Source organism: Streptomyces sp. NPDC014734 (genome assembly GCF_043083325.1).
Taxonomy (GTDB): Bacteria; Actinomycetota; Actinomycetes; order Streptomycetales; family Streptomycetaceae; genus Streptomyces.
The window spans coordinates 217,176-229,654 of record NZ_JBIBYN010000004.1 but is presented as its reverse complement, the minus strand read 5'-3'; the positions used below and the strand labels follow the sequence as shown (position 1 = coordinate 229,654).

General features: G+C 70.9%; 10 protein-coding genes, 1 other RNA gene and 1 pseudogene. 7 read left to right on the top strand and 5 right to left on the bottom strand.

Annotated elements, in window-relative coordinates; all coding sequences use genetic code 11:
* Nucleotides 1-48 precede the first annotated feature (48 nt).
* Together ACF1CT_RS09695 and ACF1CT_RS09690 are read right to left on the bottom strand one after the other, a co-directional pair.
* Nucleotides 49-795 carry a thioesterase II family protein gene (locus ACF1CT_RS09695; RefSeq protein WP_391783251.1) on the bottom strand — a complete coding sequence of 249 codons (747 nt, stop codon included), beginning with the start codon at nucleotides 793-795 and terminating at the stop codon, nucleotides 49-51.
* Nucleotides 792-1,358: a hypothetical protein gene (locus ACF1CT_RS09690; RefSeq protein WP_391783250.1), complete on the bottom strand. Its 567-nt coding sequence runs from the start codon at nucleotides 1,356-1,358 to the stop codon at nucleotides 792-794. Before ACF1CT_RS09690 ends, ACF1CT_RS09695 begins: the two co-directional genes overlap by 4 nt.
* A gap of 531 nt (nucleotides 1,359-1,889) precedes the next feature.
* Here ACF1CT_RS09690 and ACF1CT_RS09685 point away from each other — a divergent pair.
* Together ACF1CT_RS09685 and ACF1CT_RS09680 are read left to right on the top strand one after the other, a co-directional pair.
* Nucleotides 1,890-4,751, top strand: coding sequence for a BREX system ATP-binding domain-containing protein (locus ACF1CT_RS09685; RefSeq protein ID WP_391783249.1), 2,862 nt, complete (start codon nucleotides 1,890-1,892; stop codon nucleotides 4,749-4,751).
* A 240-nt stretch (nucleotides 4,752-4,991) separates the two neighbouring features.
* The gene (locus tag ACF1CT_RS09680; protein ID WP_391783248.1) at nucleotides 4,992-5,591 is read left to right on the top strand and encodes a hypothetical protein; all 600 of its coding nucleotides are present in this window, start codon (nucleotides 4,992-4,994) and stop codon (nucleotides 5,589-5,591) included.
* A gap of 223 nt (nucleotides 5,592-5,814) precedes the next feature.
* Here the strand turns inward: ACF1CT_RS09680 and ACF1CT_RS09675 are convergent, their stop codons facing one another.
* Nucleotides 5,815-6,441, bottom strand: coding sequence for a DUF6461 domain-containing protein (locus ACF1CT_RS09675; RefSeq protein ID WP_391783247.1), 627 nt, complete (start codon nucleotides 6,439-6,441; stop codon nucleotides 5,815-5,817).
* A gap of 410 nt (nucleotides 6,442-6,851) precedes the next feature.
* On the opposite strand from ACF1CT_RS09675, the gene ACF1CT_RS09670 reads away from it, so the two are divergent.
* Nucleotides 6,852-7,973 (top strand): IS630 family transposase, encoded by a 1,122-nt coding sequence (locus ACF1CT_RS09670; RefSeq protein WP_391783246.1) that lies wholly within the window; start codon nucleotides 6,852-6,854, stop codon nucleotides 7,971-7,973.
* Between the two features lie 55 nt (nucleotides 7,974-8,028).
* Nucleotides 8,029-8,892, top strand: coding sequence for a viomycin phosphotransferase (vph, locus tag ACF1CT_RS09665; RefSeq protein ID WP_391783245.1), 864 nt, complete (start codon nucleotides 8,029-8,031; stop codon nucleotides 8,890-8,892).
* A 200-nt stretch (nucleotides 8,893-9,092) separates the two neighbouring features.
* Here vph and rnpB read toward each other — a convergent pair.
* Together rnpB and ACF1CT_RS09655 are read right to left on the bottom strand one after the other, a co-directional pair.
* Nucleotides 9,093-9,494, bottom strand: an RNA gene (rnpB, locus tag ACF1CT_RS09660) — RNase P RNA component class A.
* A gap of 89 nt (nucleotides 9,495-9,583) precedes the next feature.
* Nucleotides 9,584-9,742 (bottom strand): annotated as a pseudogene (locus tag ACF1CT_RS09655) (Uma2 family endonuclease); the annotation flags it as partial.
* An 89-nt stretch (nucleotides 9,743-9,831) separates the two neighbouring features.
* Between ACF1CT_RS09655 and ACF1CT_RS09650 the strand changes: the two are divergent.
* The 3 genes from ACF1CT_RS09650 to yaaA all read left to right on the top strand — a co-directional run bounded on the left by ACF1CT_RS09650 (nucleotide 9,832) and on the right by yaaA (nucleotide 12,407).
* On the top strand, nucleotides 9,832-10,599 hold the full coding sequence (locus ACF1CT_RS09650; RefSeq protein ID WP_391783244.1) for a MerR family transcriptional regulator: 768 nt from the start codon (nucleotides 9,832-9,834) through the stop codon (nucleotides 10,597-10,599).
* A complete protein-coding gene (locus ACF1CT_RS09645) occupies nucleotides 10,596-11,474 on the top strand; it encodes a hypothetical protein (RefSeq protein WP_391783243.1) in 879 nt (292 codons plus the stop codon). The genes ACF1CT_RS09650 and ACF1CT_RS09645 overlap by 4 nt, the downstream gene beginning before the upstream one ends.
* A gap of 132 nt (nucleotides 11,475-11,606) precedes the next feature.
* Nucleotides 11,607-12,407: a peroxide stress protein YaaA gene (gene yaaA, locus ACF1CT_RS09640; protein ID WP_391783242.1), complete on the top strand. Its 801-nt coding sequence runs from the start codon at nucleotides 11,607-11,609 to the stop codon at nucleotides 12,405-12,407.
* Nucleotides 12,408-12,479 lie beyond the last annotated feature (72 nt).

Here is a 12,479-nt window from a genome sequence, read left to right as displayed (position 1 = left end):
CGTGGTTCCCGGACAACTCTTGTTGCCGATTCCGCAACCGGCGGCCGGTCAGTGGCCGAGCGTCGACGACAGCACGCGTCGGGCGGCCGGCGGGCGGACCAGGTCGCGTGCGAAGGTGGCCAGCACTTCCCCCCGGGCGGTGAGCGGAAAGTAGTGGTCGCCGGGGAACGTCTCCACGCGCAGGGCGCGCCGGGTGCACCGGCGCCAGCCGGCCAGCTCCGCCCCCGGGACGCTCCGGTCCCGCAGTCCGCCCATCGCGGTGACCGGGCAGTGCACGACATGGCGCGGGTCGCGCCGGTAGGCCTCCATGACGGAGACGTCCGCGCGGAGCGCGGGCAGCGCCCGGGCCGCACGGAGCGGGTCCCGGGCGACCGGGGGCATCCGGCCCCGGTCGCGGAGCCTGCGGACCATCGCCGCTTCCGGCAGATGACCGACCGACCGCTCCGGTGCCCGCCGGTGCGGCACACCGGAGCCCGACACGTAGAGCCGCTCGGCCACCGCGTCGTGCTCCCACTCGAACCGCGCCGCTATCTCGTACGCGAGGAGGGCGCCGAAGCCGTGCCCGTACAGCGCGAACGGCCTGTCGCACATGCGGGCCACGTACGGCATGATCTCGGCCAGCAGGGGTTCCAGACTGCCGCACGGGCTGGTACGCGGATGGCGGCCCCGTCCGGGCAGTTCCACGGGCGTGACGACCACCGAGGGACCGATGGCCTCGGCCCAGGGCAGGTACACACCCGCCGAGACACCCTCGAACGGGAGACAGAACAGCCGCACCGAGTTGTCGCCGCTCATCGGCTCACCCGCCCCGCGAGAAGGCCGTCCGCACCGCGTCGGCCACCGGCGCGCCGCGGGACGCCGCCGCGGAGCAGTGCCCCGTACGCGTCGGCGACCTCCTCCAGCACGCGGAGCCCCGCGCGCCGGCCCATCAGCTCGCGGGCGTACCGCCAGGCGAAGGTCCAGGTCCGGTCGTCGCGCCGGATGAGCGTGGCGCACATCAACGGCGCCCGGTCGAGGGGCAGTCCGGTGGCCGCCTCCCGGTTCAGCCGCTCGGCGAGACGGCAGTCCTGCACCTCCGGGCGCGTGGCCCGCCAGTCCACGGCCTGCATGCGGAAGCGGGCGTCCGGCCGGACGGTGCGGACGAGTCCGCCGCCCGGAGACCGGTGGAACGCGGTGCGGCACAGGGGTGTGCCGTCCAGGACCGCCTGCCAGGTCTGCTCGTACACCAACGGCAGGACGCCGCTCAGGGACAGCACGAACCGCTCGACACGACCGCCGTCGGGCGGGCCGGGGTCCGACCGCGGCAGGGCGGGGCGGATGCCCCATAACGGGCGAAGCTCCTCACTGGTCGCAGTCACGCGGACACCGATCCTTCCATCAGATTTCCGCCATTAAGTTGGGTGAATGTGCCGGGCGCCGGGGCAACACTCACAACGTGGTTCACCGGCCACCACCTCAATACCGTGCAGACCGTACCCATGCGGTCCCCGGGTACATCAATACGGTCGGACCGAAGCAATGGCCGAAGAAACACGCTTCGAATCCTCCGCGCACAAGCCGCTGTACAAATTCGACAGTCGGCCGTGCTAACGTCCCGGCTCGTCGGATGTGAGCACCTTTCACCGGAGAGCGGGGGGTGAAGAGAGGCTCCGAGCCTCCGTCATACCGTCCGGGAAACCCCTTTCCGTCAGGGCGGAGTCGACTTTCCTCCTGGCCGAAAGCCGCCTTGAGGGCACTGGTTTCGCCTGCACCGAGACACCGGCTGTCCTGCCGCACCATTGCGATGAAGAGCGCGACCACACCGGTCGGCGAACGAACGAGAGCGCCTGGTTCGCCAAGCCGGCTGTTTCGTCCGGATCATTCACTGTTGAGGCAGGAGATGTAGGGCGGTGCCCCAGGAACTGTTCGGCAGAACCGAAGAATCGAAGATCATCACCGAGATGCTGGAATCCGCGAAAGCGGGCGCGGGCTCGGGTGCGCTGATAGACGGCATCATCGGGACGGGCAAGACCTCACTTCTGCGCTGGGCCGAGGAAGCCGCCCGTGAGCGGGACATGATGGTGCTGTCCGCCACGGCGTCCCTCACCGAACAGCACTTCGCCCTGGGAGTCGTGCACCAGCTCCTCGCCACGCTGCCCGAGACGGCACAGGGCTGGGAACGCGCCTTCGCGGCGAGCGGCGCGGCCGACGGCGGGGCGGCCACGCCCGCCTACCCGCTGCTCGCGGAACTCTGCGCGGGCGTGGGCAGGGCAGCACGGCGCACCCCGATCCTCCTGACGGTCGACTCCGTCCAGCACACCGACCGTCAGTCCCTGCTCTGGCTGGGCTTCCTCAGCCGCCGTCTCGACAACCTTCCCGTCCTGCTGCTCGCCACCAAACGCTGCGGGGAGACGGCGAGCGACCAGCATCTCCTTGTCGAGTTCATGGGGGGCATCCGGCCCGACCACCACATCCACCTGCACGACCTCAGTCCGAGCGCCGCCTTCGATCTGGCCACCGCACTGTGCGGCCACAGCCACGCGTCCGTGAACGCGCTGGTCACCGACACGGGCGGCAACCCGTATCTGCTGACCGAGCAGATACGGGCCGTGCCGACGGGCCACGACTGCCCGCTCCCCGGCGGGACCGGGCAGTCCCCCGACATCCCCGCCGACCGGACCGCGGCGGGCCCGCCCGACGCGAAGATGCGTCTGGAGGCGGTCAAGGAGCGCATCATGTGCATGCTCCGGCGTCTCGCCCCGCACGGCCTGGAGGTTGCCAGGGCGGCCACCCTCCTGGACCCGCCCCTGGACCCCTCCATCCTGGCCGAACTGTGCGACGTGCCGACGGAGGAGGCCTGTCGGAGCCTCTCGCGTCTCACCGAGTCCGGGCTGCTCTGCCCCCGCGACATGAAGTTCCGTCACCCCCTCCTCGCCGGACTGCTCTACCGGGACATCCCGTGCGCGGAACGCGCCGAACTCCACCGGCTCGCCGCCCGTTTCATGTGGCGGCACAATGCCCCCCGCGAGGAGATCGCCGCCCATCTGCTGCACTCCCACCGACTGGACGAGCCGTGGATGAGCCGGCTCCTCCTCGATGTCGCGCAGGACGTGGTCGGCCGTGACCCCGCGGAGGCACGACGGCTGATCGAGAAGGCCGTGCTGCACGGCGTGCCGGACGAACTCGCCTCCCGCGCCGAGGGACTGCTGATCCAGGCGCTCACCGATCTCGACCTGCCCGCCTCCGCCCGGGCGCTCACCGAGCACGCCACCGGCGACCTGGGGCCCGACGAACGGCTCCAGGAAGCCCTGCGGCTGGCCGACGTCCTTCTGCGGCTCGACAGACCCGCCTGCGCCCGCCAGGTCCTGGAGACCGCCCGCGCGGAGATCGACATCCCGGACCCGTCCACCGCCGCCCGGCTGCGCACCTGCCTCATCCACGTCCGGCTCCACGAGGGCAGCTACCGGCCCGGGGACCCGGACGACGGCGTCGAGGGCGAGGACCGGCTGGAACAGGTCCTGCTGCTGCGCACCGCCACCGGCGATTCGGCGCAGGCGGTACGGCGGATCGCCCACCGCTTCCTGACCGGGCCCCGTGCCCCGTACTCCTCCCCCACCTGGTATCACGCGCTGCTCGCGCTGCTGTGGTCGGGCGATGCCGACGAGGCGCTGCGGCACATGGACACCAAAGTGCAACTCGCCCGCGCCGAGGGCTCCGTGACCCGGATCGCCGAGTCCCTGGCCGTACGCGGCCTGGTCCAGCTGCACCGCGGCCAGCTCGCGGACGCCGAGGGCGACGCCCGCCAGTCGCTCGACTCCCTCACCCGGATCGGCGCCGACAAGTACCACGTGGGGGCGCTCGCCCGCAGTGTCCTCATCGACGTGGCCCTGGAACAGGACGACGTCGCCGCGGCCGGCGCCCTGCTCGACGAGACCCCGCTGCCACCAGGGGAACAACCCGTCGCCTGGTGGCGGCTGTACCTCCTGCACAGCGCCGGACGCGCTCTGGCCCGGCTCGGTCAGGCCCGGCGCGGCCTCGCCCTCATCTCCCACTGCGAGGAGGAACTGGCCCGCCGCGGCGTCGTCAACCCGGCGATCCTGCCCTGGCGCTCCACCCGGTCCGCCCTCCAGCTCGCCCTGCGCGACATGGCCGCCGCCCGCCGCGCCGCCCGGGAGGAAACCGAGCTCGCCCGCCGCTGGGGCGCCCCTTTCGCCCTGGGCCGGGCCCTGGTCGCACAGGCCTCCGCGAGCTCCGGACGCGAGGCGCGCCGCCTCGTGGACCAGGCCCTGGAGATCCTCGAACCGGCGCCGACCCCTCTGCTCTTCGCCCACGCACTGCACGCGGCGGGGCGCGTCCACCGGCAGACCGGCAAGACCCAGCGCACCCGCGAACTGCTCCACCGCGCCAACGAGGTGGGCATCTCGCTCGGCGCCGACGGCCTGGTGGGGGCGGTACAACGAGAGCTGCGGTACGCGGGCGGCCGGCCCGACCCGCGCAAGGACTCCACGGAATCGCTGCTCACCCCCACCGAACGGCAGGTCTCCGAACTGGCCGCGCGCGGGATCAGCAATCGCGACATCGCCCGGTCCCTGAAGGTGAGCCTGCGCAACGTCGAGTCCCATCTCACCCACTCCTACCGGAAGTTACGGATCAGCGGGCGGCACGAGCTTGCCAAGTTCTTTCCCCCGGACGAGGACTCCGCCGCGTCACCGGTACTGCTCTACCAGCTCCGACCGGCGCTGGCCCCGCCGCACCGGCTGCAGATCGGCTGACGGAGGCCGGTCGCCCCTCGACGACCGCCACCGCGTACGGGGCCCACTGCGCGAACGCCGAAGGCTTGGTCCGGACATCGGCCCGGCGAATGCGGCGGAGGGACATGCGCATACGGGATGTATGCGGATGTTCCGACAACGCCGCGAGGTGCCGTAGCTGTCGTCGCGCGCCCGCCAGGGATTGCGAGGCAGCCCTTAGGCTGCGCTGGTCACGTGCGAACACATCCGAGGGAGAAGTTCATGTCTGACGCGCAGAAGGCCGGAGACAGAGCCGTGTCACACGAGGCTGCGGACGTCAGCGACCGAGACGGCAGAACAGGAACCTTCGGGCCGGGGCGGCGGCTTTCCTGCCTTGCCGTTGTGGTGGCCGTTCTCGCCGTCGGAACGGGAGGCTTCGTCTGGTTGTTCCGGGACCAACTGTTCCACCCCTTCGGGGACGCCCGAGCCTGCGAGGGCAGCGACACGAAACTGCCGCAAGTGATCTCGGCGGGCGGTGCACCGATACCCGACGGCGCGTCCGACGTCCACTACTACACCCGGAACGGACGCGCCGAGGTCACCTTCGTGAGTGTCCAGATACCGGACTACCTTCACCGTGCCGGCATCCTTCCGGAAGACGAGCCCCTGTTCGACGAGAAGTACGGCACCAAAGCGGACGCCGACGACGAGATCGAGCTCCCCGACGGTTTGTGCGGCTCTCCGCTGCGTGGCCCCGCCTGGGTCTACGGCTCCACAAGCGCCACCGGATCCGGCGTCAAGGTCATGGTCGAGCGCTCTCCCGAGGTCTTCGACTCCCTCCGCATCCCGGCCCGTGCCGTGGTCACCTACAACCTCCACTGACGCGCACGGTGGAAAGTCACGGCCCGCCGAATCGCCCCATCGTTGCGGGTCGCCCCACCAGTCCCACCCTGCTCGGCATGGACGACCGTGGTGGATCGTGGCGTCCTCGGAGGCATCACTTCGGCGTCATGTCAGCAGTGGCCGGCCGGCCACTACGACCAGCGCGCGTGATGGGCTGCCCGAGCCGGCGTGCAGGCAAGTGAGTCGATGGCCGCCCGAGTGGTCAGATGCGCATGTCCGGGGTGCCACGCACGGCATACGCCGGCAGGGGGGCTTCCTTGAGGCAGGCCGGCGGGAGCGAGAGGCCGAAGCGCTGCTCGATGACGCCGAGGGTGCGCTGGTAGGCAACGGTGTAGTGCTCTCCTCCGGGGGCGACGAGAGTCTGCCCGTCGGGTTGCAGCACGTACCCGCCCACGAGGTCGGCAAGCAGCAGGTCGGGCTCCCGCCCCCAGCGCCGGACTTCCTCGCCCAGCCCGAACCCACAGAGTTCCACGCCGTCTCGGGCGTAGGAGACCGTGGCCGGTGGGTGCTCTTGCATCGGCACGTAGTGGACGGCTTCGGCACCTTCTCGGGAGATCTCCGCCAGACGGTCCCCGCCGGTCGAGTCCCCGTACTCCAGGGCGAACGACCAGCCTCCGTGCTCTCCGACCCGCGCGACACCATCGCCGTCCTCGCCCGGCCGGTACCACTGGCCGAGTTCCCACGCTTCGGCGTCGGTGATGGGCCGCGTCGCACCGCCCCGTTCGCCCCCCATACGCACCGCCAGTTCCTGCGCGGACATCCCGCGTGCAAATACCACGCTGGACATCCAGTGCTCCAGATCCACCAGCCACCGAATCCCGTCACGCATGTCTTCGCCCCTCCCCCACAGGCATTGATCGTCAGGTGCACCCTAGGGTGAGCCTCGTTCTGCCAGGGAATTTTCGTTCTCCCAGAAGCTTTTCAGAGACCCTCGGCGCTGCCCGCGGGCCTTCCGAGGGACCTTTCGTCGCCCGGAGCGGCAAGCCGGCGAAAGCCCGAGAACGGCCTCCGACACGGGTCGCGAGGCCCAGGCCCTTTCCATGGCAGAGCCGAAGCCGAGGGCTGTACGCCGGGTTCTGTCCCCGTACCGCTCGGACATGCGCAAACGCGCGAGAAGGATGCTTTCCTGGCTGCCTTCGTGGCTGCCTAGTTGCTCTGACCCCATAGGTCCACCGGGTTGGCGCTGGCCGGCCCTCGGCCGCTTGGATGTCGTGAGACGTTCAGCTCGGAAGGGGTGCAATGGCAGAGCCGGTCATGGTCCGCAGGCTCACTGCTCACGAAGGCCAGCAGGTACAAAGGATCGTGCGACGGGGCAGCACCAACACGGTGCGGTACCGGCGGGCGGTGATGTTGCCGGCCTCGGCCGGCGGCAACCGTGTTCCGGTCATCGCCCGGCTCGTACAGGCGGACGAGGACACCGTGCGGGACGTGATCCATCGGTTCAACGAGATCGGCCCGGCCTGCCTGGACCCTCGATGGGCGGGAGGCCGTCCCCGCCTACTCAGTCCTGACGACGAGGACTTCGCCATCAAGACGGCCACCACCCGACCCACCAAACTCGGGCAGCCCTTCACCCGCTGGTCCATCCGCAAGCTGCTCGCCTACCTGCGCCGGGTCCACGGCCGGGTGATCCGCATCGGCCGCGAGGCCCTGCGCTGCCTGCTCGCCCGACGAGGCATCACCTTCCGGTGCACCAAGACATGGAAGGAGTCCACCGACCCCGACTACGACGCCAAGCCCGACCGGATCGAGCACGTCTTGGAACGCTTCCCGGACCGCACGTTCGCCTTCGACGAGTTCGGCCCGCTCGGCATCCGCCCCACCGCGGGCAGCTGCTGGGCCGAGCAAGGCAAGCCGGACCGGCTGCCGGCGACTTACACGCGCACACACGGCGTCACGTACTTCCACGGCTGCTACTCGATCGGCGACGACACCCTGTGGGGCGTCAACCGCCGCCGCAAAGGCACCGCGAACACCCTCGCCGCACTCAAGCCGATCCGCGCCGCCCGCCCCGACGGCGCCCCCGTCTACGTGATCCTGGACAACCTCTCCGCCCACAACGGCAAGAAGATCCTCCGCTGGGCGAAGAACAACAACGTCCACCTGTGCTTCACCCCGACCAACACCTCCTGGGCCAACCCGATCGAGGCGCACTTTGGACCGCTGCGGCAGTTCACTCTGGCGAACTCGAACCATCCGAACCACACGGTCCAGACCCGGGCCCTGCATCGCTACCTGCGCTGGCGCAACGCCAACGCCCGCCACCCCGACGTCCTGGCCGCCCAACGCCGGGAACGCGCCCGCATCCGCAGCGAGAAAGGCATCCGCTGGGGCGGACGCCCACTCACCGACGCGGCCTGACGGCACATTCGTCCACTTCGCCTCCGCCCCATCGAAGGATCCAGAGGTCACACTGGTGAACATCCGCAAGACGCATGGCGCTCTGCTGAGCCGACTGCTGCCTGACGACAACCCAGACGACCTCACGGTTCGACAGGGGCAATTCCACAATGTGGTCATTGGTGCAGACCGCGTTGTGTGCCTGCCTCGCACCCAGGCGGCGGCCGCCCGGCTGCCCGAGCGCGTTGCCGCACTACGCGTGCTCGCCGGGCTCGGCCTCGGCTTCCGCACACCCGAACCGCTGTTCCAGGGCGGAGCCCACGGCGCCGACGAGGTGCCGTTCCTGGTGCTCACCCGCATCCCCGGGGAACCGCTCCGAGCCGACGCACTCAACGATCTTCGGGTGGCCGACACCGTGGCGGCGCAGTACGCAACGCTGCTGGGTGGTCTGGCCCGTGCCGGCATCGACGAGACGGCACGAGCAGTGCTGCCCCAAGTGCCGGCAGACCGGTGGAGACGCTTCGCGGAGAGCGTGCGCGCAGAGCTGTTCCGGCTCATGTCCGACAGCGGGCGCCTACGGGCCGAGCGAGAGCTCGCAGCACTCAATAGCCTTCCCCACCTCACCCGAGCGGTGGTGCATGGGGACCTCGGCGCCGAAAACGTCTTGTGGGAGTGGACGCATGGCCTGCCTCACCTTGCCGGAGTACTCGACTGGGATGATGTCGCACTCAGCGACCCGGCCGAGGATCTTGCAGCCATTGGCGCCAGCTACGGTGTCGAGTTCCTGGAACGGGTGCTTGCCCTGGGCAGCTTGCCAAAGCACGCACTCACCAACCGCATTGCCGCGATCCGCAGCACATTCGCTCTACAACAAGCCCTCTACGCCATCCGCGACGGAGACGAAGGGGAACTTGCGGACGGCCTGGCTGATTACCGCTGAGGCGCACCAGCACAACCGTTTCATCGAGAACTTCGATCAACAACGACCCGGTGAACCTATTCGGTCACAGCACTAGGAGGCTACGCACACAGCCGGACGGCCGCGTTCGAACTGATATGGACCGGAGTTGGGTCAAGCCCGCCGATCCACAAAGAAGGGCCTCCGACCTGCTATTTCGCTGGTCAGAAGCCCTGAAGCGGCAGACGAGTCGGGCTGTACGCCGGGTTCTGTCACCCGGTCGCCTCGCGGCGGCCGGGGAGACGGCCATCCATCTAGGACCGGCATTGCTGCCGGCCTCGTGCGGTCTACCCGCGAACTCGGGCGGGCCGCCCTCGAACATTCGCGCAGGGCCGTCGTACGGCGGCCCCTCTTGACCTTGCTCCGGGTGGGGTTTACCTAGCCGCCCGGGTCACCCCGGGCGCTGGTGGTCTCTTACACCACCGTTTCACCCTTACCGAGGACCGGAGTCCCCGGCGGTCTGTTTTCTGTGGCACTGTCCCGCGGGTCACCCCGGGTGGCCGTTAGCCATCACCCTGCCCTGTGGAGCCCGGACGTTCCTCGGGGAGATCCGGAGATCCCCACGCGGCCGTCCGCCCGGCTCGTCTGCCGTGCGGACCATGCTACCCGTCCGGCGGGCGCCGCAGGACGGGGCCATCGGACGGGGCACCGGAGAGACCGCCGGGCGTACGGATCAGGGAGACGCCTCGGTCTCCAGGTCGAAATCGAACGGCGCGGGCAGGGCGAGCACCTTGCCGAAGGGAATGGTGCAGTGCTGCCGGTAGTCGTCCCCCTGCGGATCACTGAAGAGCGCCACCGGGGACTGCTCCCGGTCGACCAGGACTCCGGCAGGGTGGTGCGGGGCGGCTCGGGCGGACGGCTCGGGCGGACGGCTCGGGGCGTGCTTGACCTTGCCGTTGCGTCAACGTTTCTACTGGATCCATGCGTATAGGAGAGATCGCCGCGCTCGTCGGGGTCAGTACGCGGACGGTGCGGCACTACCACCACGTCGGCCTGCTCCCGGAGCCCGCCCGCCGGGCCAACGGTTACCGCGTCTACGGCGTGCGCGACGCCGTGGTGCTGGCCCGGATCCGGCGGCTCACCGAGCTCGGGCTCGCCCTGGAGGAGGTGCGGGACGTGCTCGCGGACGACCGGGGGCGCGAACTCGTCGAAGTGCTTGTCGAGTTGGACGCGGATCTGGCCCGGCAGGAGAACGAGATCCGGGGGCGCAGGCGTCGGCTGGCCCGTCTGCTGGAGGGGTCGGTGGACGACGGGGAGCCGGTGTCGCCCGCGCTGGCGGAGCTGCTCGGCAGGGAGCCGGACACCGGTTCCCCGACGGCCGCCAGGGACCGGGAGCATCTGGTGCTGCTGGACGCCGTGGCCGGTGGCGACAGGATGCGCGACGCCCTGCGTCCGCTGGCCGGGGACCCTGCCGTGCACGCGCTGTACGTGCGCATGGACGACCTCGCCGACGCGCGCGTGGACGATCCGCGGATCGCGCCGCTCGCCGCCGACCTGGTCGCCGCCGTGCCGGACGAGGCGCTGGCGGCGATTCCCGCCGACGGCCCGGTCGGAACGGGGTTCGGCGAGGCCCTGCTCGACGACTGCGCGCCCGCGCAGGCCGCGGTGATGCGCCGGGTGATGACGGGCCTGGCGGAGCGCCTGGCCGGGAGCGGGACGGAAATCGGAACGGAAGCGGAGGGGACATGAGGGGAACGGGCACGCGAGTGGCGCGGTGGGGCTTCGGGGCTCTGGCGGTCGCCGAGGTGACACTGCTGGCCTGCCTGGCGGCAGGGGTCCGGGTACCGGGTGCGGTGCTGGTGGTGGCCGAAGTGCTGGTGGCCACCGTCGTCGGGGTCGAGTGCGTTGCGGTGGAGCGGCTGCGGCGGGCCTCCCGGCGTGCCGGGGCGGGACGGCGGGAGGCGCTGGGTACGGCGTTGCGCACCGCCGTGCCGGAGCGGGTGCGCCGCCTCGTCGGACACGAGGCGCGCGCGTTGCACAGTCTCGTGCTGTGGGTGTCGCGGCGGCGTCATGCCGTGCCCGAGGGAGCGCTCGCCGTCGCGTACACCGGTCCGCAGACGGCGATGATGTACGGGCTGGTCTTCGTCGCCGTCGTGGAGACGGCCGTGCTGGCCCTGGTGATCCCGTGGCCGGTGGTGCACGCGGCCGTGCTGGTGCTCGACGTGTACGGGGTGGTCCTGGTCCTCGCCCTGCACGCCTCGTGTGTGACCCGGCCGCATGTGGTGGGTGCCGACGGGGCACTGCGGCTTCGTTACGGTGTCCTGTTCGACCTGCGGGTTCCGGCCGGGGCGGTGGAAACCGCGCGGGTCGAGCGGCGCTTTCCGGACGGCGGACCGGTACGGGTCGACGCCGAGGGGGTGCTCGATCTCGTCGTGGGCGGGCAGACGACGGTGACCGTGGAGCTGGCCGGTCCGGTGGAGTTCGTGCGGCCGCTGGGAAAGCGCGGCTCGGCGCGGACCGTGCGGTTCCACGCGGACGATCCCGGTGCCGCGGTGGCCGCGCTGAGGCGGGGGCGAGCACCGGGGGAAGCGTCGCCGCCCCCGGACCGGGCCGGACGGGCCTGATCTCCCGGCCACCCCCGGCCGGGGCCGTGGTGCCGCCCGGGGGTGGCGGGGCGGTGCCGCGGGCCCCCGTAGGCTGGTGCGCGGGCCCTGTCGGGCCGTCCCGCCTGTGCGTACGTACGAAGGAGAACCGCCGTGCTGGTGCTGTTGCCGCCCTCGGAGGGCAAGGCCGCGTCGGGGCGGGGTGCTCCGTTGAAGCCGGAGGCGTTGTCGCTGCCGGGGCTGGCCGCGGCACGGGCGGCGGTCCTCGACGAGCTGGTCGAGCTGTGTGCGGCGGACGAGGAGAAGGCCCGCGTGGTGCTCGGGCTGAGCGAGGGGCTGCGCGGCGAGATCGCGAAGAACGTGGAGTTGCGGACGGCGGGGACGCGTCCGGCCGGGGAGATCTACACGGGGGTGCTGTACGACGCCCTGGATCTGGCCTCGCTGGACACGGCGGCCAAGCGGCGCGCCGGGAAGTCGTTGCTGGTCTTCTCCGGACTGTGGGGCGCGGTGCGGGTGGGCGACCGGATCCCTTCGTACCGTTGCTCGATGGGGGTGAGACTGCCCGGCCTTGGCTCGCTCGGGGCGTACTGGCGCGGCCCGCTGGCGGAGGTCATGCCGGAGGCCGCCGGGGACGGGCTCGTCCTGGACCTGCGGTCCTCCGCGTACACCGCGGCCTGGAAGCCGAAGGGCGAGGTGGCTGAGCGCACGGCGAGTGTGCGGGTGCTGCATTCCCAGATGGTGGGCGGGGTCGAGAAGCGGTCCGTGGTCAGTCACTTCAACAAGGCGACGAAGGGGCGGCTGGTGCGCGATCTGCTGGTGGCGGGTGCGCGGCCCGAGGGCCCCGCGGAGCTGGTGGAGGCGTTGCGGGGGCTCGGATACGTGGTGGAGGCCGAGGCTCCGGGGCGAGCGGGCCGACCGTGGTCGCTCGACGTCGTGGTGACCGAGATCCACTGAACGACCACAACACTCCTGAACGATCACGAACACCCCCTCCCTCCTGCGTTGCACCCTGTGCAACGCTCATTG